General features: G+C 69.0%; 18 protein-coding genes and 1 pseudogene. 6 read left to right on the forward strand and 13 right to left on the reverse strand.

Translation table 11 applies throughout. From position 1 onward, the window contains the following. Nucleotides 1-124: 124 nt before the first annotated feature. The 3 genes from MZC64_RS20955 (at nt 125) to MZC64_RS20965 (ending at nt 5,513) form a co-directional block, all read left to right on the forward strand. Nucleotides 125-643, forward strand: coding sequence for a M23 family metallopeptidase (locus MZC64_RS20955; RefSeq protein WP_247758673.1), 519 nt, complete (start codon nt 125-127; stop codon nt 641-643). Between the two features lie 206 nt (nt 644-849). Continuing rightward, nucleotides 850-4,209, forward strand: a complete 3,360-nt coding sequence (locus tag MZC64_RS20960; protein WP_247758672.1) for a phosphodiester glycosidase family protein — start codon at nt 850-852, stop codon at nt 4,207-4,209. Nucleotides 4,210-4,400: 191 nt separating this feature from the next. After that, entirely contained in the window at nt 4,401-5,513 is a 1,113-nt protein-coding gene (locus MZC64_RS20965; RefSeq protein WP_247758671.1) for a DUF4192 domain-containing protein, read from the forward strand. A gap of 19 nt (nt 5,514-5,532) precedes the next feature. Here the strand turns inward: MZC64_RS20965 and MZC64_RS20970 are convergent, their stop codons facing one another. The 11 genes and pseudogenes from MZC64_RS20970 to MZC64_RS21015 all read right to left on the reverse strand — a co-directional run bounded on the left by MZC64_RS20970 (nt 5,533) and on the right by MZC64_RS21015 (nt 15,219). Further along, complete coding sequence (locus tag MZC64_RS20970) at nt 5,533-5,766, reverse strand: helix-turn-helix transcriptional regulator (protein ID WP_247758670.1); 234 nt, start codon at nt 5,764-5,766, stop codon at nt 5,533-5,535. Then, nucleotides 5,766-6,302: a DUF2975 domain-containing protein gene (locus tag MZC64_RS20975; protein WP_247758669.1), complete on the reverse strand. Its 537-nt coding sequence runs from the start codon at nt 6,300-6,302 to the stop codon at nt 5,766-5,768. Before MZC64_RS20975 ends, MZC64_RS20970 begins: the two co-directional genes overlap by 1 nt. Nucleotides 6,303-6,435: 133 nt before the next feature. Beyond that, nucleotides 6,436-6,771, reverse strand: a complete 336-nt coding sequence (locus MZC64_RS20980) for a hypothetical protein (protein ID WP_247758668.1) — start codon at nt 6,769-6,771, stop codon at nt 6,436-6,438. A gap of 115 nt (nt 6,772-6,886) precedes the next feature. Then, nucleotides 6,887-7,243: pseudogene (locus tag MZC64_RS49145) on the reverse strand (NAD(P)H-binding protein); the annotation flags it as partial. A 183-nt stretch (nt 7,244-7,426) separates the two neighbouring features. Next, nucleotides 7,427-8,860: a hypothetical protein gene (locus MZC64_RS20985; RefSeq protein WP_247758667.1), complete on the reverse strand. Its 1,434-nt coding sequence runs from the start codon at nt 8,858-8,860 to the stop codon at nt 7,427-7,429. A gap of 1 nt (nt 8,861) precedes the next feature. Next, nucleotides 8,862-10,178, reverse strand: a complete 1,317-nt coding sequence (locus MZC64_RS20990) for a KGGVGR-motif variant AAA ATPase (RefSeq protein WP_247758666.1) — start codon at nt 10,176-10,178, stop codon at nt 8,862-8,864. Then, nucleotides 10,175-10,618: a hypothetical protein gene (locus MZC64_RS20995; RefSeq protein ID WP_247758665.1), complete on the reverse strand. Its 444-nt coding sequence runs from the start codon at nt 10,616-10,618 to the stop codon at nt 10,175-10,177. The genes MZC64_RS20990 and MZC64_RS20995 overlap by 4 nt, the downstream gene beginning before the upstream one ends. 605 nt (nt 10,619-11,223) lie before the next feature. After that, nucleotides 11,224-11,823 carry a flavoprotein gene (locus tag MZC64_RS21000; protein ID WP_247758664.1) on the reverse strand — a complete coding sequence of 200 codons (600 nt, stop codon included), beginning with the start codon at nt 11,821-11,823 and terminating at the stop codon, nt 11,224-11,226. A gap of 3 nt (nt 11,824-11,826) precedes the next feature. Then, on the reverse strand, nt 11,827-12,786 hold the full coding sequence (gene galE / locus MZC64_RS21005) for a UDP-glucose 4-epimerase GalE (protein ID WP_247758663.1): 960 nt from the start codon (nt 12,784-12,786) through the stop codon (nt 11,827-11,829). Between the two features lie 95 nt (nt 12,787-12,881). Continuing rightward, entirely contained in the window at nt 12,882-14,273 is a 1,392-nt protein-coding gene (locus MZC64_RS21010; protein ID WP_247758662.1) for a galactokinase family protein, read from the reverse strand. 253 nt (nt 14,274-14,526) lie between these two features. Then, entirely contained in the window at nt 14,527-15,219 is a 693-nt protein-coding gene (locus MZC64_RS21015; RefSeq protein ID WP_247758661.1) for a metal-dependent transcriptional regulator, read from the reverse strand. A 98-nt stretch (nt 15,220-15,317) separates the two neighbouring features. Between MZC64_RS21015 and MZC64_RS21020 the strand changes: the two genes are divergently transcribed. Both MZC64_RS21020 and tuf read left to right on the forward strand, forming a co-directional pair. Then, a complete protein-coding gene (locus tag MZC64_RS21020; protein ID WP_247758660.1) occupies nt 15,318-16,169 on the forward strand; it encodes a sulfurtransferase in 852 nt (283 codons plus the stop codon). A gap of 458 nt (nt 16,170-16,627) precedes the next feature. After that, nucleotides 16,628-17,815, forward strand: coding sequence for an elongation factor Tu (gene tuf / locus MZC64_RS21025; RefSeq protein WP_247758659.1), 1,188 nt, complete (start codon nt 16,628-16,630; stop codon nt 17,813-17,815). 36 nt (nt 17,816-17,851) lie between these two features. Here the strand turns inward: tuf and MZC64_RS21030 are convergent, their stop codons facing one another. Both MZC64_RS21030 and MZC64_RS21035 read right to left on the reverse strand, forming a co-directional pair. Continuing rightward, nucleotides 17,852-19,309, reverse strand: coding sequence for an aldehyde dehydrogenase family protein (locus MZC64_RS21030; protein ID WP_247758658.1), 1,458 nt, complete (start codon nt 19,307-19,309; stop codon nt 17,852-17,854). 87 nt (nt 19,310-19,396) lie between these two features. Beyond that, nucleotides 19,397-19,930: a MarR family winged helix-turn-helix transcriptional regulator gene (locus MZC64_RS21035; RefSeq protein ID WP_247758657.1), complete on the reverse strand. Its 534-nt coding sequence runs from the start codon at nt 19,928-19,930 to the stop codon at nt 19,397-19,399. 219 nt (nt 19,931-20,149) lie between these two features. On the opposite strand from MZC64_RS21035, the gene MZC64_RS21040 reads away from it, so the two are divergent. Then, the gene (locus MZC64_RS21040; RefSeq protein WP_247758656.1) at nt 20,150-21,493 is read left to right on the forward strand and encodes a glutamine synthetase family protein; all 1,344 of its coding nucleotides are present in this window, start codon (nt 20,150-20,152) and stop codon (nt 21,491-21,493) included. Nucleotides 21,494-21,501: the final 8 nt, after the last annotated feature.

Consider the following 21,501-nt stretch of genomic DNA (forward strand, 5'->3'; position numbering starts at 1 on the left):
ATCAAGTCACCTGAACCGATTTCGAGAATTCTTAACCAAGTGACGCCGCAGTTTGTATATGGTTTGTAGGCGGGTTGTACAAGCCGCTGCTGTCCTGTGACCTCCTCATCCCTGCGGAGGTCACATGCCCAGCAAGCGTCTTGTCGCGGTGCTCGCCGGAGTCGTCGTCGCCCCTGTGCTGACCGTCGTGGTCGGCACGGGTTCGGCGAGTGCCGCACCCGCTTTCCAACTTCCGTTCCCCTGCGGGCAGGTCTGGTCCGGACAGACCCGCACCAACCACAACCCGCAGCTGTCCATCGACTTCAACCGCGCCAACGACGAGGGGGACATCGTGGACGCCTCGGCCGCCGGCACGGTGACGGTCGTCGGCAACCTCGGCTCCACCAGCTACGGCCGGTGGATCGAGATCGACCACGGCGCGGGCTGGCGGACCCGCTACGCCCACCTGTCGGTGCAACGGGTCAGCGTCGGCCAGCGGGTCGCCCGCGGCCAGCAGATCGGCAACGTCGGCAACACCGGTGGCTCCACCGGCGCCCACCTGCACTTCGAGCAGCGCCTCAACGGCGCCGCCGTCCGCATCGCGTTCAACGGCGCGGCCGCCCTGTACTACGGCACCCGGAACTACACCAGTCAGAACTGCTGACCCCTGACGTGGCGCGCCAGATCGCCCCCCCAGTGGCGCGTCACCCACGGACCTCCCGGTCTCACCCCCCTGGGCCGGGAGGTCCGCTTTTTCCTGGGCGTGTCATCCGGCGTCCATCTGGCGGCTAGTCAAACTTCCCCCAGGTGCGTTGTGCTTTCTGTTGGCAATTCACCAAACTGGATGTCCGTCCTGATCCGGAGGTCGCCGTGCGAGCCCTGCGCGCCACCGTCGCCCTGCTGTCGGTCCTCGCCCTCACCACCGCCGTCCCCGCCCCGGCTCTGGCCGAGCGACACGGCGTCACCGCTTCGCTGGGCCCGCGCCCGATCGAGGACGCCCCAGCCGCCTCCGCCGCCGACGGCGCCATCGCCACGCTCACCACGGCGGCGCCCCGCGCGGACGCCCTGCCGGTGAGCGAGGTGACCTCGCCGGTCGCCCCCGGCCTGGACCTGACCGAGTTCGACCGCCTGGACGCCCGCGGCTGGATCCGCGGCGACGTCCTCACCGCCGACCTGGGCCGTGGCACCCTGCGCCCCGCCTACCTGAGCCCAGGCATGGTCGCGGCCCGCAGCCCGCTGTCCGAACAGGCCGCCGCCCGAGGCGTGGTCGCCGGGGTCAACGGCGACTTCTTCGACATCAACGCCACCGGCGCCCCGCTCGGCGTCGGCATGGATGCGGGCGCGCTGCGCCACGCCCCTGCCGCCGGCCACAACCTCACCGCGGCCATCGGTCCCGCCGATCTGGGACGTCTCGCCGAGGTGTTCCTCGATGCCACCATCACCCTGCCCGGCGGCGTCAGCCTGACCGGCACCAACCTGAACTCACCGGTCGTCGCGGCCAACGGCGTCGGTGTGTTCACCGCGCTGTGGGGCCACGCGTCCCGCCGCACCGCCATCGGCACCGCGGCCAAGGCGACCGAGGTGGAACTGCGCGACGGCGTGGTGACCGCTATCCGCCCCGCACCGGGTGAGGGACCGATCCCGGCCAACACCGCCTACCTGCTCGGCGTCGACGCGGGCGCCGATCGCCTCGCCGGTCTCGTCCCGGGTCAACGGGTCGAGGTGGCCTACAAGCCGCGTACCGACGGCCCGGTCCCGCTCGCCGCGGTCGGCGGCAACCGGGTCCTGGTCAGGGACGGCGTCGTCCAGAACCTCGACGACACCACCATGCACCCGCGTACCGCCGTCGGCTTCTCCGCTGACAGCCGTCGCCTGTGGATGGTGACGGTCGACGGCAGACAGGCCGACAGCCGAGGCATGACCGAACGCGAACTCGCCGAACTGCTGCGCTCCTTCGGCGCCGACGACGCCCTGAATCTGGACGGCGGCGGCTCGTCCACACTGCTGGCCCGCCGTCCCGGCGACAGTGCCGCCGGCGTGCACAACCAGCCCTCCGACGGTGGCGAACGCTTGGTGCCCAACGGGATCGGCCTGACCGCGAATCGCGGCAGCGGTCGTCTGACCGCCTTCCGTGTAGAGCCGGCTGTCCGGGCCGGTGCGGCCGACCGAGTGCTTGCCGGTCAGACCCGAGTCGTGACTGCCCATGGTCACGACGAGACAGGTGCCCCAGTTCCCGGTGAACCCACCTGGCGTGTTGCCCCAACACGAGCAGGGAAGGTGTCCCGAGGTGTGTTCCACGCTAGCACTTCCGGGAAGGCGACTGTGACCGCTTCCCGGGGTTCTGCCAGGGGATCGACGACTTTCACCGTATTGGGTAAAGCCGCCCGGATCGACTCCGACACCGAGCGCGTCGCGCTGTCCGGCCTGGGCGCCCGCGGCCGGTTCCAGATCCTCGGGCAGGACGCCGAGGGCTTCAGCACCTGGCTCGAACCCGCCGACGTGACTCTCGAATACGACCAGCGCGTGGTGCAGATCAGCAAGGACCGCAACGGTTTCGTCGCCGCGGCCGTCACCGGCTCCGGCGCCACGGTGGTCAAGGCCAAGGTCGGCGATCTGACCACCCACCTGGGCGTCACCGTCGGCGTCAGTCCCCGCGTTGTGTCCACAATGGACGATCTGGCCGGCTGGCAGACGAGTGTGTTCCCCGCCGTGGTCGGCGCCGCGATTTCCCTGGTGCCAGGCCGAAACGGCGGCAAGGCGATCGGTCTCGACTACCGGCTGACCGGCACCACCGCGACCCGTGCCGCCTACCTGAACGCAGAACCGCCCGCCGTGCTGCCCCCGGGCACCCAACGGCTTGGCGTGTGGGCGCACGGCGACAACAGCAAGGCGTGGCTGCGCATGACCTTGCTGGACGCGGCGGGCACACCCACCGTCGTCGACCTCGCCCGCCAGGTCGACTGGACCGGCTGGCGCTACGTCGAGGCCCCGATCCCGGCCGCGCTGACCGGACAGCTCCGCCTGCAACGGCTCTACCTGGTGGAAACCGACCGCGAACGCCAGTACGAAGGCAAGATCGCCTTCGCCGAGCTGACCGCGCAGGCCGCCGTCCCGATCACCGTGCCCGGCGATCCCGCGGCCCAGGACCCGGCGATCATCCGCACCGGCACGCTGGAACCCCGTCCGGGCGCGGTGCGGGTGGCCGTGGTCAGCGACGCCCAGTTCACCGCGGACGCGCCCGAGGGGCCGCTGGTCGCACAGGCCCGGCGCACCCTCCGCGAAGCATTGGCCATCCGGCCTGACGTCGTGCTCATCAACGGCGACCTCGTCGACCGGGCCCTGCCCGCCGACATGGCCCTGGCCCGTCAGATCCTGGACAGCGAACTGGGCGACCGCGTTCCCTGGTTCTACCTGCCCGGCAACCACGAGACCTACGGACCGGGGGACACCTCCGAGTTCCGCAAGTACTTCGGCGCGACCCACCGGGTGGTCGACAAGAACGGCCTGCGCCTGATCCTGCTCGACTCCTCGCTGGGCTCACTCCGCGCGGGCGGGTTCGACCAGGTGCGCGCGCTGCGCACCGCGCTGGACACCGCGGCCACCGATCCGAACGTCAAGTCGGTGCTGGTCGCGATGCACCACCCGGTGGACGATCCGACTCCCGCCGCCGCCTCCGAGCTGTCCGATGCCAAGGAAGCCACCCTGCTGACCACCTGGCTGTCCGAATTCCGGGCCAGGAGCGGGAAACCGGCCGTGTCGGTGGCGGCGCACGCCGGCCTGTTCCACGCGACCAGGCGTGACGGCGTCCCCTACCTGATCAACGGCAACTCCGGGAAGGCACCGGCCGCGGCGCCGGCTGACGGCGGGTTCACCGGCTGGACGCTGCTCCGGGTCGACCCCGCCGCCGCGAATCCCGTGCAGGCCGAGCAGCGCCCGCACGTCGACGGCCTGACGCTGGACATCCCGGCCACGCTGGCCCCCGGCACCGGCCACCGGCCGACCCCGACCGTGCGGCAGGGCATCCGGACGTTCCCGATCACCTATCCCATCGCGGCCACCTACACCGCGACCGATGCCCTGCACCTGGGCCCACCGGCCACCGCGGGCCCGGCGCACATCGCCGCCTTCGACCCGGTGACCGGGATGCTCACCGCCCTGCGACCCGGCACGGCCACCCTCACGCTGACCGTCAACAACACGGCCACCAGCGCACCCGTCACCGTCCGCTGACCTGCGGCGGAATCCGAAATCCAGGAGGCGAGCCCGGCGCCCACCCCGCCGGGCTCGCCTTATACACCACCTCGCCGCCACCCCTGCCTGAAATCGCTCTCAAGATCGCGACCTATCCACAACAAGGCACCTGTCCACAGCCGACCCAGGAGCCGATTCCCTCCCCGCCCCCGCCCCGCCAAGCTCGACCCATGACCACAGCCACGGCCACCGCCGCCCCACCGCGCCCACCCCGGCAGACTGTCCACCTCTGGGAACCAGGCGACGTCATCGCCGCCCTCCCACCCCTCATCGGCTTCCACCCGACCGATTCGCTGGTGATCCTCTACCTCGTCGACCGCGCCAGACTGGAGATCCAACGCGTTCTCCGCGCCGATCTGCCCTCGCCGGCGGGCGAGGAGGAGTTCATCGCGTTCGCCTGCGACAACATCCTGGAGAGCGGAGCCACCTCGGTGCAGCTCTGCGTCATCGGCGGCGACACCCGAACAGCCGCCCAGCCGGAGGAATCCGGCACCGTCGTCGCCCTGCCCACCCGGCCGCCGCGGCGCGCGCTGGTCCTCGCCCTCACTCAGGTACTCCGCAAGCAAGGCATCGAGGTCATGGAATCGCTGTGGGCCGAAAGCACCCGGCACAACGCTTCTTGGCAGGACTACGAACACCCGGAGAACACCGGTGCCGTGCCCGATCCGGATGCCTCGCTGCTGACCGTGGCCACCGTCGCCGCGGGCGGTATCACCTACAACTCCCGCGAGGAGCTGGCCAAGAACCTGGAGGGTGAGGAACAGGCACTGAACAGGCGGAGTTGCCGGCTCGACTGGCACACGGACCACACGATCCCCGGTGGCGGCCCGACCCCCGCGGCCGGCATTCGCGCCATCCAGGCCGAGCTGAAGAACATCGCGGACGGCTCCTTCACGGTGACCGACAACCTCATCGTCCGCCTCGCGCTGGCCCTCAACGACCATCGGGTCCGGGACGTGGCCTTGACCATGACCCTGCGCGAGGAAGCCGGCGACGCCGCCGAGCGGCTGTGGCTGGAGCTGACTCGCGAGACCCCGGCGCCGGAATGCGCCGAACCGGCCACCCTGCTCGCCTTCGCCGCTTACCGCCGGGGCGACGGGGTGCTGGCCAACATCGCCCTGGAACACGCCACGAAGGCACAGCCGAGCCACATGCTGGCCTCGCTGCTCGGCCGGGCCATCGACGCCGGACTGCCGCCGAAGGACGTGTTGACCGCGGTCAACAACACCCACCGGCTCGGCATGGACATCGTCATCCCCCAGCAGTCGACCCCGGTGGACTGAATCGGGAGACCCCCGCCGGTCAGTCCGACCGGTACCGCAACAGCTCGCCCGGCTGACAGCCCAGTGCGTCGCACAGCAGGGTCAGCGTGGAGAACCGCATGGCTTTGGCCTTGCCGGTCTTGAGAATGGAGAGATTCACGATGCTGATCTGAACCCGATGGGACAGCTCGGTGAGTGTCATGCCCCGGCGCTCCAGGAGTTCGTCCAGCAACACCTCGATGCGATGCCCCTCGACCAGTTCGACCGGTGACATCAGACGGTGCCCTCCAGTTCATCCCGCAACACCACACCGCGCCGGACGATCTCCGACCCGGCCAGCGCGGCCAAGCCGACCAATGCCCAGGTCAACGCACGACCGTCCGGCCACTGGAACATTCCGGGGCTGGTCAGCACCACCTCGGTAAGCCCGGACCGCGCCACGGAGTCGAGTGCCCCGGCAGCCAGGTTGCCGAGCAGTAGCAGAAACCCTATGTGCCGCAACGATCTCACGGTTGCCGCGGCGAACATCGGCCGCTCACCCACATTGACCCGACGCATCACCCGAGCCACCAGGAGCAGTGCCACCACATCGATCAGCGCGTAAGGCAGCCAGGTCAGCAGCACCAACCAGAAGAACTCCGCCGAACCATCCTGAGTGAGGAAGGTGACGATCCCGCCGCCGACACGAAACCCCGGCGCCAGAGCCTCCGGCGCCGGCGCGGACATCGCCAGTCCGACGGACTGCTGCCCCACCGTCAGCCTGATCCCCATCTCGACCAGGCGGATGATCCCCAGGAACGCGGCGACCACCGCCAGCCACCGCAACCACCGGGTGGGCGTCCCGGCCCCCAACACAGCATGTTCCATGGTTCCCCCGAACTTCGGCCTTATCGAATAACGATAAGGCGTCCGGCCGCTGAACGGCTACCCCCGATCCTGCCGCTCAGCCACTGAACTCCCAGAGGTGATCCCGAGCCCACGACTCGAACCCCGTCGCGGCCCGCCCTGGCACTCGCGACCCGTCCTCGGTCACCACGGCGTTGTGCCCCCGCCGTGCCCAGGACGCCCCGGCGACGATCGCGTCCACGATCGCCGTGCCCATCCCCCGCGCAAGCAACCGAGCCCATGCCTCCGCCGGCGGCAGATCCTCTGTCACCACCGGACGGTTCAGCAGCTTCGCCAGGATCGCCGCCTGGTCCGGCACGCTGAGCGGCTCGGGGCCGGTCAATGTATAGGTCAGTCCATTGTGGATGGAAGAGAGGAGGGTCTCCGCCGCCACCGCGGCCACGTCCCGCGGATCGAGCACACCCTGGGGGGGCCGTGCCGGTCATGTTCGGCGCCGGTGCACCGGCCCGGAGCAGATCGGCCCAGTCCAGTGTGTTCGAGGCGAAGCTCGACGGCCGCAGGATCGTCCAGTCCGGCAAGCTGTCGCGCACCGCCCGCTCCGCCTCGGCGTGCCAGTGACCGATCACGGTGTCGCCGTCGCGTTCGCCCGAGCCGATCGCGGACAGCTTCACCACTCGCCGCACCCCGCCCGCCGCGGCGGCCGCCACCAGCGCTCGGTCCTGGTCGGCGGTCGGCGCAGGCGGGGCGGTCAACAGGAACACTGGGCTGAGGCATCGACCGAGGTGGTCAGAAACGCTGGATTGTCGTATCAGCCCGGTCAGGAAGGGCTGTTTATGGCCCTTGGAGGTTGCAGCTTGCCGTTGTGTCAAAGATGTAGGTGGCGCTGTGTCTAGTTTCGTTCGCATCGTTGCAATCGGTCAACTATATGGTAGGTCTTGGTCTCGTATAGATCCTAGTCTGCAGGACTTGTGTGAGGTGATTCGCGGGCTGACTGTTTGGCTGATTTTAATTGTTCGGAGCTTCATCTTGGGCTATAGCCTGTATGTCACGATGACAGGTTTGCGATGGTCGCCAATTAGGATAATGTGTTATTGCTGTTTGACGCGCGGCACCCCTCCCTTGCGTCCGATGTCGAACGCGATGCGGTAGACATCCGGTAGGTCCAATTTTTTGTTAGTGCGTATAGTCATGACTCCGAGATCGATTAGTTCCGAGATGAGGCCTTCGTAGTCGGTATTGAGTGGTCCTGTGGCGAACATTGCTTGGCCCCCATGGTCATCCTCGGGGAGCTCGCTGGTTCTGGATCGTTGCGTCGACAGCTCGCTAACCAATTCACTTTCTTCCCATCGGCGAATGACTTCATCTTTCTCGGTGGGTACCTGAGTTCCGCGTAGCGGTTCGATCGCGTTGGAAACCCAAGGTGTATCTTCTTTAACCTCCTGTACGCGGATCTGGGAGGCATGTTGTACGCCCTGGCGGATCGCGTCCCAATGTAGTGCGTACGCATGTCCCGAGAAATCTTCTTCGGTCCGCTGGGTGGCGCGCCAGAGGGCGCTGAGGAAACTTCGCGGGCTCACCTGTTGTCTGCCGTCAGCCAGATGGTTCGGCAACCAGGTATAGGTGTAACCTTTGCGATGGTCGGTTCCCATGTACTTGTTCGCGATACGTTCAAGGACGCCTCGCTGCTTGGCTTCGTCGCCGCTGAATCGGTCCGTCCAGCCAGTCTCCGATTTGAACCTTTTGCTATGCTCCGAGTCGGCGCCGCTCATGTAGTGAAATAGCAGTGCATATAGACTCGTCTCCGTCCAGCGCAGGTCGGTTATGTTAGCGATCAACTTTGATGCATCGGCGAAGTTGAGTCTGGCAGTGTCGAACATATCGTATCGGATGAACAGCTTTACTCGCAGATTTCGGGTGCTCGTACGCAGGTTTAGAGCCAACTCAAAGATCCCTTTAGCGAGTTGGTCTGCGATCCGGCGATCGCTGTGCAGGCGATCCATTGCGTCAAACAAGAGAAGTTTGATTCGGCCGTCTTGGCCTGCTTTTTCGTCCACTGTTAGGATTGAGTCTTCGACCTTGCCTGGGTTGTCGACAACCCACTGTACTCGCTCTGGCCAGTCCTCGAACGCTGTCAACTCTGGGATGCCGAATCCGAATAGTGCTACAGCGGTCCAGATGTCAGACGGTCGGAACTTGTCTACCAGGGACTGTAGCCTGCGGGGGTTGGGATACTGCTTGCTTAGATTCGCGCCGAATCCTGCCAGAGTGTCGACTCGGCCCAATCGGTCTAGTCGATAGTACTTTGCGGCAATTTCGCGGAGTGAGTTGTCTTGCAATGCTTTGAACCATACGGTCTTTCCGACGCCGCGTCCACCGCGGACGATGGTTGTGTCTGGGTCAAGCGCATTGCGATGACCAGAAGGGGTAAACAAAGTCTGTGGGTTCGGGTCGATGGTATCCGCGTCGACTACTGCAGGCAGTGCTGCGCCAAGCAGTTCTCGGTATTCAATGGCTGTCAGCATGTCAGGAACCTTCTTGAAGCATCGACGATACCGTAAGGGTAAATTCTCGGTATGCTGCCTCAATCAGGTCTGAGCTCGCCCAGGAATTGTTACGGCTTGGGTCGAGACCGATGAGGTCCGAGCTATGGGAGATGGACAACGGGTAGTGGGGGGCTGAGGGGTCGTCGGGAGCGAAGTTGAAGACCTCTAGATCTACGCTCCCTTCCTCGTCGTCGTATAGTGTAGTGGCGAAGCATTCCTGGGCGTTGTCAGCAAAGCTGCGCAGGTATACCTCGGCTCGGTTCGACGGGACCATGGCGGCGACCATTTTGATTCGGTTTCTGATGCGGTCTCTGGTCTCGGCATCTAGCCTGGTCCGCCACTGGTCGAACAGTGCATGGTATCCCTGCCAGGTCTGAGGATTGTCAGTCGCGAACAGCAAGGCCAGGGTGCTCAGCTGAGTGATAGCCACGGCGGCTACGTCGTGAATTCCTGCTCGGCTGTCCAACAGAACCACATCAGGTTGCCTGCTCCGTCTGGCGACTTGAGCTTCGCAGGCGGCAATGGCACTGGCGAGTCTACGGCCGAATGTCGTCACTTCCCCGTCCTGCTTGGATGGCAGGTCGAAGTAAGCGCGGTTGAGCTTGTCTAGGTAGGAGTAGCCGTCGCGCGGTCGGCCGCCCGCCGAGGCCAACCACACCTCGCCGTTGCCGTACAGTTCGCCGACGGAATCGCTCCTGGTGACCAGGTCTAGATCGCCCTGGTTTCCGACAGCCGACTCGACCAGGTGATCCACGATGCCGTGGTCGGCATACTGGAGGTCGGAATGGAGCAGCGAACTGACGCCTGGGGACTCTAGGTCGAGGTCAACTACTAGGACCGATTTGCCCTGACTGGCTAGATGACGGGCCAGGATGAAGGTGGCTGTGGAGCGGCCGACACCCCCCTTGAATCCATAGAGCGCAACGCGTTTGCCTGCTGGCTCCTGGGCAGGTCTGAGCCAGTCAGCCCCGACCGTGCCGCGCTCGATGACACTCACGCGTCCGGAGTCGGCAATGAAACTTGGGACCAAGTGCCGGTCCGAAGAATTAATGATCTGTTCTGGCGCAAAAAGGGTGCGGACCAATAGGACAGGCTGCTGGCCAATGAATGGACCACATGACTTGCGCAGGCTGTCTCGCAGGGCCGGGATCCTAGGATCGCTGTCGGGGAGGTCAACCACTATCGACGACCGGCCGAGCAAGTCGCGGAGGACGGTCACATCAACGTCAAGGTCCTTGGCGGCTCTGTTGGCGATCTTCAGTGCGCCGCGCCACGCATCGTCGAAGCGGATGGTCATGTCAACATCCCGTCGAGGTGAGCCTGTTCGAGGATCCCGATCACGGTACGTGCCGCGGAGAGATGGCTGGTTACGGCGGCCGGAGTCAGATGTGACCCGTCGCAATAGCGCTCATTGACGCTCCAGTCCGCGAACGGCTGGGAGGTGAGTACCGGTGTGAGTACGTTCGCAGCCCTGTCTCGCACGATGGTAGACATCTCTGGCCAGAGAGTGTTGATGTGTTGCTTGATCTGCTGGCCGGTATGTGGATGCACAACGAGGCTTTTCTGGTCGACGTGCCCGCCTAGGAAGCCCGCGATCAGGGCTTTAAGCGCGCACTCGGCAGCTAGGCCCGCTAGATGGTCTGCATTGGCTGGCCGGGACTGTACGTGTAGCAGCTCTGCGTCGGCCATGTGACGTTTGGCTGAGGAGTCGAAGTCGGCTCGGGGCGTGGTTGACACCGCGACAGAGTACCGGCCGATACCTCTGATAACAGATGACGAGGCCGTGTCGGGTGCGCCGTGATGAGTGTTCTTGGAAGGGAGCAGCAGGCTGCGTGGGGCTGCGGATGCTGTGCCTGTTGGGGAGTCTCGACTGGCTTGGCGACATCGATCGACGCACGGAGCCGCAACTTCAGGCGAGCAGCGCCGATGTTCCGCGCGTCGGCTCGGCGGGTTCTGGCACACAGCCTGTCGGCTTGCCAGACAGCCTTGGATGATCAATGCACGCAGGTGTAGATGGGTGGGCGGGTGGCGCGGCTGGTCTTGGCCCATCCGTTGAGCTAATAGACATAGACGCCGATCACAGCTGTCCACGTCGACGAGGTGATGTCCCGAACGGTCTGGCCCTGGCCGGACGTCATCAGCGCAAGCGCCCACCGAGTCTCGACAGAGTTGACGATTGTTCGACTACTCCATGCCGCCTCCGCCGTTCGTTCGGGGACAACGGCCGGACGAGCACTTTCGGCAGATGCTCCATTACCACCTCTCCCAGCCGGGTATGTGGAGTCAGCTTGGCTTGCTCACGTTGGAAGGCCAGCCACACGGCCTTGTCTTTGGACGAGGCACTAGCTGAGTTCGTCCGCCACCGCTGCCAGGACCTGTTCCCAAGGGATGCTGGGGCCGCTGGTGGTGGGCAGGATGCGGACGCCTGCATCGCGGAGGCGTTCCAGGTGGCCGGGCCAGGCTGGGTGGCGGGTGGAGTCCGGGGAGACCCTCGGGAGCAGGATGACCGGGGTGTTGGGCATGCCCAGGGCTTCGCACAGGTGGGTGAGGGCCTGGTTGTCGGACAGGCCCAGGGCGAGTTTGGCGATGGTGTTGGCCGTGGCGGGGGCTACCGCGTAGCAGTCCGCGGGCGGGTGTGGCTTGGGTTCCGTGGGCAGGCGGGAGGTCCAGCGGACCGGCAGGCCGGTGAGGTCTGCCAGGGGCGTGACCAGGTCGGCTGCCTCGAACCAGCGGGCGGCGGTGGGGGTCAGGGTGATGGCCACCTGCCAGCCCTGGGTGACGGCGGGGCGGACGAAGCCGTCGAGGAGTCCCTCGGCCCCGCCTGCCCCGGAGACGACCAGGCCGACCACCGGAGTGGCTGGGTCGACCACCGGGGTGGTCGGGGCGCTCGCCGGGGTGGCTGAGGTGGCCGCCGGGGCGGCGGGGGCGGGGGTGTCAGGCATGGGTCAGTTGGTCCTGGCCTTGGTGAACTCCCAGGCGTCGGCGACGATGCCGGCCAGGTCGGCGCGCTGGGGCTTCCAGCCCAGGTCCTCGCGGGCGCGGTCGCTGGCGGCGATCAGCACCGCGGGGTCGCCCGCGCGGCGGGGGGAGATCTTGGCGGGGATGGGGTGGCCGGTGACCGTGCGGCAGGTCTCGATGACCTGCTGGACGGAGAAGCCGGTGCCGTTGCCCAGGTTGAAGATCCGGTGTTCGCCGGCGGTGGCGTGTTCCAGGGCGAGGAGGTGGGCGTCGGCCAGGTCGACGACGTGGATGTAGTCGCGGACGCAGGTGCCGTCCTCGGTGGGCCAGTCGTCGCCGAAGACCTGGATCTGCTCGCGCTGGCCCAGGGCGACCTGGAGCACCAGTGGGATCAGGTGGGTCTCGGTGGCGTGGCGCTCGCCGAACTGGCCGTAGGCGCCGGCCACGTTGAAGTAGCGCAGGCTCATCGCGGCCAGGCCGTGGGCGGCGGCGTAGGAGGTCATCGCGTGGTCGATGGCCAGCTTGCTCGCGCCGTAGGTGTTGGTCGGGCTGGTCGGCGCGGTCTCCTGGATCGGGACCTCCTTCGGCTCGCCGTAGGTGGCGGCGGTGGAGGAGAAGACCAGGCGGGGGGTGCCGTGTTCCTTGATCGCGTCGAGGAGCTTCAGCGAGGTCACCACGTTGCCCTGCCAGTACTTGGCCGGGTCGACCATGGATTCGCCGACCAGGGACTTGGCGGCGAAGTGCAGCACGCCGTCGAAGCCCTCGGCGAGCAGGGTGCCCGCGACCTCGCCGATGTCGCCCTGCACGAACCGGGCGCCCGCGGGCACCGCGTCGGCGTGGCCGGTGGACAGGTCGTCCACCACGGTCACCTCATGTCCGGACTCCACCAACCGGGCAGCGCACACACTGCCCACGTATCCGGCGCCGCCCGTGACGAGAAGCCTCACTACGTCCAACCTTCCTGTGGGAGAAAAACTGCTGGTCAGCGTCGCCGCGAGGGAGATCCGCGGCGGCCGCCGACCGGGTCAACCTAGCGAAACGGCTACTTGTCCCTGCCGGCACCCGCCGCGGGCACCCCGCTGAACAGGCGCGGCGGGGTCAGCTTGCGTTCGGCGAAGGCGGCCGTGACCTCGGCGCGGACCCGCTCGCCCAGTTCGACCGGGACCAGGGCGATCGCCGAGCCGCCGAAACCGCCGCCGGTCATCCGGGCGCCCAGGGCGCCCGCGTTCAGGGCCGAGTCGACGGCGACGTCGAGTTCCAGGCAGGAGATGCGGTAGTCGTCGCGCATGCTCGCGTGCGAGGCGGTCAGGATCGGGCCGATCGCGGCGAGATCGCCCGCGCGCAGGTGGTCGACGGTGGCCAGGACCCGGGCGTTCTCGGTGACGATGTGCCGGAGAAGTGGGCGCAGGTTCTCCGGGAGGGCGGCTTCGGCCGCGGCCAGACCGTCCAGGGAGACATCGCGCAGGGCCGGGATGCCGAGCAGTTCGGCGGCCTGTTCGCAGCCGGCGCGGCGGGCGGCGTAGCCACCGTCGGTGTGCGAGTGGCTGGCCCGGGTGTCGATGACCAGGATTTCCAGGCCGTGGGCGGCGGCGTTGAAGGGGACCTGCTCGGTCTCGCCGGAGCGGACGTCCAGGAACAGGGCGTGGCCTTCGACGCAACGCAGGGACGCGGTCTGGTCCAGCAGGCCGGTGGGGGCGCCGACGAAGTCGTTCTCGGCGCGCTGGATCCAGCGCGCCAGGGTGGGCAGGTCGGGGGCGATGGTGCCGGCGGACCCGGGCTGGTCAGGGGCAGCGCCGGAGGCGGCGGGGCTGGCTGTGCCCGGGGCGGGGACTGGGGCGGGGCTGGCCGTGCCAGGGGAGGGGACCGCGGCAGGGCTGGCTGTGCCTGGTGCGGGGGCCGCAGCAGGGCTGGCTGCGTCCGAGGTGGGGACCGCGGCCGAGGTGGTGGCGGCGGTGTGCGGGTCGGACGCCGCGGGAGCGGGGACGGCGGGGTGGCCGGCGAGGTCCAGGAGGGCCAGGGCGGTGGCGCATTCCAGGGCGTGGGAGCTGGAGAGGCCGGCGCCCGCGGGGACGTCGCCCGCGATGAGCAGGGTGGCGCCGGTGACCGGGATGCCGTTCTCGCGCAGGGACCAGGCGACGCCGCTGGGATAGGCGGGCCAGCCGGAGAGCAGGCCGGGGGTCAGGGCGGCGACCGGGACGGGGTCGGCCTGGTTGAGCTTGCCGTCATCGCCCAGGGTGGCCACGGAGAGCAGGCCGTCGGTGCGAGGGGCGGCGGCCACGGCGATGCGGTGCGGGATGGCGAAGGGGAGCACGTAACCGTCGTTGTAGTCGGTGTGCTCGCCGATCAGGTTCACCCGGCCGGGGGCCGACCACACGCCAGTGGGTTCGCCGATGCGCGCGCGGAACTCCTCCGCCGCCCGTTGGGCCTGGTTCACACGTACTCCATTGGTGGGATAGCGGCGGCGGATGGTGAGCAAGCCGGTGGTGCGGCGCCCGAGGGATGGGCTGGCGGCGAGGCTTGGGGCCGGGCGCTGAGCGCGCGGTGGCGGGGCTGCCGGGCCGGGATGCCGCGTGCGGCCCAGGCCGCGTTGCCGGAGGCAGCCCAGGCCAGCGTTGCCGGAGGCGGCCCAGGCCAGCGTGCTGGGCGCCGCCCGGACCCGCTGCTGGTGGCCAGCGGGTCGGGCGGGTTCAGCTGGTTCGGACGAGCACCGCGTGCGCGATGTCGTAGGTCAGCTCGGCCGAGGCGGAGTCGCCGGTGACCCGCACGGGCTGGCTGGCGCCGGACTGGTGCACCCGAACGGTGCCGCCGGGGGTGATGCCCGCCGACTTCAGCTCGTTCATCAGGTCCGGGTCCGACTGGACGTGTTCGGCGATGCGGCAGACCTCCACCTCACCACCGCCCGCCCTGGCGATGTCGGTGAGCCGGCGCAGGTCCAGGTCCGCCGGCGGGGCCGGTTCGCCGACGCCCAGGCGGTCCAGGCCGGGGATGGGGTTGCCGTAGGGCGAGGTGGTGGGGTGGTTGAGGAGTTTGACGAGCTTGCGCTCGACGGCCTCGCTCATCACGTGTTCCCAGCGGCACGCCTCGCTGTGCACGTGCTCCCACTCCAGGCCGATGACGTCGACCAGCAGGCGTTCGGCGAGCCGGTGTTTGCGCATCACGGCGATCGCCCGGCTGCGGCCGGCGTCGGTCAGCTCAAGGTGCCGGTCGTCGGCGACAATGAGCAGGCCGTCGCGCTCCATCCGCGCGACGGTCTGACTGACCGTCGGCCCGCTCTGTTCCAGGCGCTCGGCGATGCGGGCGCGCAGTGGAACCACGCCCTCTTCCTCAAGCTCGTAGATGGTGCGGAGGTACATCTCGGTGGTGTCGATGAGGTCGTTCACACGCGCTCCCCTTCGTCGTGGGCAATGTTAGTCCTACTGGCTGACATCCATGGCGTTCACCCGGTGTCAGGAGTAGTGCGGGCGGGCAGTATGGGGTGGTGCACCCGTTGATCACTCCCGCCGCGCTGGCCGAGCTGCTCACCACTGACCGCCCGCCGGTGGTCCTCGACGTGCGGTGGCGGCTGGCCGGGCCGCCGGCCCGCGCCGACTACGACCGCGACCATCTGCCGGGCGCGGTCTTCGTCGACCTCGACGCCGACCTCTCTGCAACGCCGGGACCCCTCGGTCGTCATCCCCTGCCCGGCACAGATCACCTCCAGGCCGTGCTGCGCGCGGCCGGGGTGTCCGCCGGGACCCCCGTGGTGGCCTACGACGCGGGCGACGGATCGGTGGCGGCGCGGCTGTGGTGGCTGCTGCGCTGGGCCGGGCATCGCGAGGTCGCCGTACTCGACGGAGGTTACGCTGGGTGGACGAAGGCTGGACACCCGGTCACCGCCGACGTTCCCTCTCCACGGCCGGGTGACATCGTGGTCGAAGCGGGGCAGTTGCCGGTGCTGGACGCCGAGCAGGCCGGGAAATGGGCGCGGGAGGCGCTGCTGCTGGACGCCCGCGCGCCGGAGCGCTACCGCGGCGAGGTCGAGCCGATCGACCCGGCGGCCGGGCATGTGCCGGGGGCGGTGAACGCGCCGTTCTCCGGGCACATCGGGCCGGATGGGTCCTGGCGCACCGCCGAGGAGCTGGCGGCGCGGTTCCGGGAGCTGGGGGTCGCGGCGGGGCGGCCGGTGGGGGCCTACTGCGGGTCGGGGGTGACCGCGTCCTCGATCGTGCTCGCGCTGGAGGTGTCCGGGCTGACCAGTGCGGAGGCGCCGGCCGCGTTGTACGCGGGGTCGTGGTCGAACTGGTCGGCGGATCCGAGCCGTCCGGTGGCCACCGGCGAGCTGCCGGGCTGATTCGGAGGGTGCGGGCGGGCTGACCGGCTGACTCGGCGGGCGCCGCGAGGAAGGGCGGGGCGCGGCTAGGAAAGGCTGCGTGCCGCGGGAAGGCGAACGCCCCAGCAAATGCGAGCGCGGCCCGGAAAGGTGGGGCGCTGCCCGGAAAGCTGGGTGGGGTAAGGAAAATCGGATGACAGGGCATGGTGCGCCCTGTCATTCTTCGCGGCATGTTCGGGACCGTCCACAGCGCATCGCTCGCAGGCCACTGCCTGCCGGGCGCGCTGTCGGCCGTCTCAGTCTGGCTGTCCGGCGCGCGAAGCTGACCCTCCTCCCGCTGTGGAGAACCGAAGGAGGAGGGTGGCCCGCCCCGGCGGCCCCCGCTCCATCGTGAGTAGCCGGGGTCGTTGGTCGGTTCTCGCTTGACCCTCACCGAACGTGAGGGTCGAGCCTGGTCTCATCCGACCCGAGGAACAGTCATGAGCAAGCAGCAGTACACCCGGACCAAGCCGCACCTCAACATCGGCACCATGGGCCATGTCGACCACGGCAAGACGACCCTGACCACCGCGATCACCAAGGTGCTTGCCGAGCAGGCCGGGTCCACCACCGACTACGTGGCCTTCGACCGGATCGACAAGGCGCCGGAGGAGATCGAGCGCGGGATCACCATCAACATCGCGCACGTGGAGTACGAGACGCCGACCCGGCACTACGCGCACGTGGACATGCCGGGGCACGCCGACTACGTGAAGAACATGATCACGGGCGCGGCGCAGCTGGACGGGGCGATCCTGGTGGTCTCCGCCGAGGACGGGGTCAAGCCGCAGACCAGGGAGCACATCGTGCTCGCCCGGCGGATCGGGGTCGAGCACCTGGTGGTGGCGCTGAACAAGGCGGATGTGGTGGCCGATGAGGAGCTGCTGGACCTGGTGGAGCTGGAGATCCGGGATCTGTTGTCCCGGTACGGCTTCGACGGGGACGCGGTGCCGGTGATCCCGGTGTCGGGGCTGCGGGCGCTGGAGGGCGAGCAGCGCTGGGTGAACAGCGTGCTCGACCTGCTGCGCGCGGTGGACGAGCACGTGCCGGAGCCGGTGCGCCGCCTCGACCTGCCGTTCCTGATGCCGATCGAGAACGTGCTGACCATCACCGGTCGCGGCACCGTGGTGACCGGGGCGGTGGAGCAGGGCTCGATCGCGCTCGGCGACGCGGTGGAGGTGGTCGGGCTGGAGCCGACCTTCGCCAGCGTGTGCACGGGGCTGGAGACCTTCGGCAAGTCCCTGGACCGGGCGCAGGCCGGGGACAACGCGGCGATCCTGCTGCGTGGAGTGAAGCGGGAGCAGGTGCAGCGCGGGCAGGTGCTGGCGCTGCCCGGCAGCGTGCGGCCGCACACCGCGTTCACCGCGCAGGTGTACGTGCTCTCCACCCAGGAGGGCGGTCGCCGGACGCCGTTCCACGCCAACTACCGGCCGCAGTTCCACTTCCGCACCGCGGACGTGGTGGGCGAGATCGAGCTGCCCGAGGGTGTGGTGGTGCGTCCGGGCGACTCGGTCGAGCTGACCGTGCGGCTGGGCAAGCCGGTCGCGATGGGCGCTGGTCTGGGGTTCGCCATCCGTGAGGGTGGGCGGACCGTGGGCGCGGGCACCATCAGCGAGCTGCTCGACTGAAGCACTGGACTGACCTCGCGACCTCGCGTCGCGGGGTCAGTCCAGCAGGCCGTCGGGGGCGAAGACGGTGTTCTTGAGGTCGCAGTAGAAGTCGAAGCTCCACTGGCCGCCGCCGCGGCCGATGCCGGACTGCCGGGACCCGCCGTAGGGCGCGCGCAGGTCGCGCACCGCACCGCAGTTGACCCACACCGTCCCGGCGACCAGGTGCGCGGTGACCCGGCGGGCGCGGTCGGCGTTGCCGGTGAACACGGTCGCGGCCAGGCCGTGCCTGCTGTTGTTGGCCAGGGACAACGCCTGCGCCTCGGTGTCGAAGGTCTGCAGGGTGAGCACCGGGCCGAGGATCTCCTCGGTCAGGATCTCCCCGCCGGGCGGTGGATCGGCGAGCAGGGTGGGCCGGTAGTACAGGCCGCCGAGGCGTTCGTGCCGGGAGCCGCCCAGCAGTGGCCGGGCGCCGGCGGCCAGCGCGCGGGTGACAAAACCGTCGATGCGCTTGAGGTGGGTGCGGTGGATCTGCGGGCCGATGTCGGTGCGCACATCCCGCGGATCGCCTTGGCGCAGGGCGTTGGCGCGCACCAGGAGCCGGGTGCTGAACTCCTCGGCCACCCGCCGTTCCACCAGCAGCCGTCCGCCCGCGTGGCAGAACTGGCCGGCGTGGTCGAACTGCTCCACCGCGACCGCGGCGGCCCGGTCCAGATCGCTGTCGGCGAAGATGATGACCGGCGATTTTCCGCCCAGCTCCAACGAAACCGGGGTCAGCGTGGCCCCGGCCGCGGCGGCCACCCGGCGACCGGCGGGCGCGGATCCGGTGTAGGCCAGCCGGGCCAGTCCGGGATGCGCGGCCAGGGCGGCGCCCGCCTCGCTTCCGGTGCCCTGCACCAGGTTCAGCACCCCGTCGGGCAGGCCGGCCTCGGCGGTGATCCGGCACAGCAGCGCGGCGGTCAGCGGCGCCCACTCGGCCGGTTTCAGCACCACCGTGTTGCCGGCGGCCAGTGCCGGGGCGAGCCGCCAGCTCGCCTGCAGCAGGGGCGCGTGCCAGGGCGTGATCAGGCCGCACACCCCGGCCGGGTCCCAGCTCACGTGGTTGCGGTGCGCGCGCAGGTGGAAGTCGGGGTGGTGCAGTTCCAGCAGCCGGTCGGCGAAGAACCGGAAGTGGTGCGCGACCCTGGGCAGGGTGGCGCGCAGGTGGGTGCGCAGCAGGCCGCCGTTGTCCACCGTCTCCACCGCGGCCAGGTGGTCCAGCCGCACCAGCACCTCATCGGCGATGGCGTGCAACAGCTCGGCGCGTTCCTCCCTGGTGGTGCGGGAGAAATCGCGGAAGGCCCTGCGGGCGGCGGTGACCGCGGCGTCCACCTCGGCCGGGCCGCCGCGGGCCAGTTCGGCGATGGGCTGCTCGTCCAGCGGCGAGAGATCGGTGAACCGGCGGGCCGAGGGGACCCAGGCGCCGCCGATCCAATGCTCCTCGGGGATGCGCACCCCGGCCACGGTCGCGACCATTCCGCCCCCTGGCTTGTTCGGTTCCAAACAAGTTAGGTCGCGGCCGCAAGCGGGTCAACCGCCTGCCGGGCATGATGATTGGGCCGATCAGCCCTGTTCACGCAGGGCGGCCCGGCGCGGTTCGCCCTCGCGTTCGAGGTGGCCGATCAGCCCGCGCAGGGTGGTGGCCAGCTGCTGGCGGCGCGAGCTGGACAGCTCGTCGACCACGAAGGACTCCTCGGCGTTGAAGGCCGGGAACAGCTTGCGCATCAACCGCTTGCCCTTGGTGGTCAGGTGCAGCACCACCAGGCGGCCGTCCGCGGCGTGCTCGCGCCGTTCGACCAGGCCGCTCTGCTCCAGGGTCTTGACCACCCCGGTGAGCGTGCCCTTGGTGATCCCGGCCTCCGCGGCGACGTGCCTGGTCTCCATGTCACCCCAGATCCAGACCACCCAGAGCACCACGAACCCGGTCCAGGTCAGCCCCGCTGGGCGCAGGATGACGCTTTCCATGTGATTGCGCACCGCGACCGCGGCCCGGTGGATGTTGGCGACCGCGGCCATCGCCTCGAAGTCCAGCGGCAGGTCGCCGAGCCGCTCCCGGACCGCGTGCTCGGTCTCCTGGACGGTGCGCTGTGTCCTCACGCGATCATTGTGCGGGTAACCGGGCGCGCCGACCGAGTGAACGTGTCAGGCGTGCCCAAATCGTTTGCTTCCTTAATAGTGGACCAGACCGCTCAGTCGGTCGGTGCATGCGCATGCACATGGGCACCAAAGTTCATTTGGTGCCAAACGATTGACCCTTGTGTGCCGTGCGCTGCCCACTTATTGTTCGGATCCAAACAACTTTCCGGAGGGTCGGGTATGGCCGAAAGTGCGGGTGAGCGGGCCGCGGCGGTCGCGTCGGCGCTGGCCGCGGACGGCGTCGACCTGATCCGGGTGCTCTTCCCCGACCTGCTGGGCATCCCGCGCGGCAAGGAGATCCCGGTCCGGCTGCTGCCCCAGGTGGCCGAGCGCGGACTGTCCTTCTGCCGGGGCGTCTACTACACCAGCGCGCGCGGCGAGAACATCCCCGCGCCCACCGCGCTGGCGGCCGGACTGCCCGATGTGGTGGCCCGGCCGGTACTGGACACGGTGACCCGGTTGCCCTGGGCCGAGGGACTGGCCTGGTGCGTGGCCGAGGTGTCCGAGCCGGGCGGGTCGCCCGCGGTGGAGGATCCGCGGGCGGCCCTGCGCCGGGTGCTGGCGCACTTCGCGACCGAGGGGCTCAGCCCGGTGCTCGGCCCTGAGCTGGAGTTCTTCCTGCTGGAGGAGGCGGATGGCGGGCCCCGCCGGTACGGGCACGGGCTGGGCAACGTCTACACCACCGGCCTCAAGGGCGATCCGCGCGGACTGCTGCCGCAGTTCCTGCGCGGGCTGAGCGGGATGGGCCTGGACATCGTCGGCGGCAACCACGAGTTCGGCTCCGGCCAGTTCGAGATCAACCTGGGTCACACCGGCGCGCTTGCCGCCAGTGACGCCTGCTTCGGCTTCAAGCTCGGCGTGCGCGAGCTGGCCGCCACCCAGGGGCTGCACGCGACGTTCATGGGCAAGCCGTTCAACGACGACGGCGGCTCCGGCTTCCACCTGCACCTGTCCATAACGGACGGTGCGGGGGTGAACCTGTTCGACGATCCGGACGGCCCGCACGGACTGTCCGAGCTGGCCCTGTCCGCGGTGGCCGGGATCCTGGCGCACGCGCCCGCGCTGACCGCGCTGCTGGCGCCCACGATCAACGCCTACCGCCGGTTGCAGCCGGACACCCTGGCCCCGTTCCTGGTGGACTGGGGCCTGGACAACCGGTGCGCGCTGGTGCGGATCCCGCCCGAACGCGGTGGCGGGGCCCGGCTGGAGGTGCGGCTGGGTGATGCCGCGGCCAACCCGTACCTGGGCGCGGCCGCGGTGCTGGCCGCCGCCTACCTGGGCATCGCCGGGAAACTGCGGCCGGGCGACCCGCTGATCGGCTACGGCTACGACCCGGCCAAGGCGGGCGCGCTGCCGGGTGATCTGGGCGCCGCGGTGGACGCCCTGGTCGCCGACACCGCGCTCACCGAGGTGCTCGGCCCGGGGCTGGTCGAGGCATTCGCCGCGGTCAAGCGGTTCGAGGTGGCCGAGTTCGCCCGCTATGTCACCGACTGGGAGTTCCGCGAGTACGCCTACCACCTGTGAGGAGCTGA

Source organism: Crossiella sp. S99.2, from assembly GCF_023094165.1.
Lineage (GTDB): Bacteria > Actinomycetota > Actinomycetes > Mycobacteriales > Pseudonocardiaceae > Crossiella.

Bases quoted from the DNA above. Each gene is read 5' to 3' on its own strand.
- MZC64_RS20955 (WP_247758673.1), top strand. From the start codon at position 125: ATGCCCAGCAAGCGTCTTGTCGCGGTGCTCGCCGGAGTCGTCGTCGCC.
- MZC64_RS20965 (WP_247758671.1), top strand. From the start codon at position 4,401: ATGACCACAGCCACGGCCACCGCCGCCCCACCGCGCCCACCCCGGCAG.
- MZC64_RS20970 (WP_247758670.1), bottom strand. From the start codon at position 5,766: ATGTCACCGGTCGAACTGGTCGAGGGGCATCGCATCGAGGTGTTGCTG.
- MZC64_RS20985 (WP_247758667.1), bottom strand. From the start codon at position 8,860: ATGCTGACAGCCATTGAATACCGAGAACTGCTTGGCGCAGCACTGCCT.
- MZC64_RS20990 (WP_247758666.1), bottom strand. From the start codon at position 10,178: ATGACCATCCGCTTCGACGATGCGTGGCGCGGCGCACTGAAGATCGCC.
- MZC64_RS21000 (WP_247758664.1), bottom strand. From the start codon at position 11,823: ATGCCTGACACCCCCGCCCCCGCCGCCCCGGCGGCCACCTCAGCCACC.
- tuf (WP_247758659.1), top strand. From the start codon at position 16,628: ATGAGCAAGCAGCAGTACACCCGGACCAAGCCGCACCTCAACATCGGC.
- MZC64_RS21030 (WP_247758658.1), bottom strand. From the start codon at position 19,309: ATGGTCGCGACCGTGGCCGGGGTGCGCATCCCCGAGGAGCATTGGATC.
- MZC64_RS21040 (WP_247758656.1), top strand. From the start codon at position 20,150: ATGGCCGAAAGTGCGGGTGAGCGGGCCGCGGCGGTCGCGTCGGCGCTG.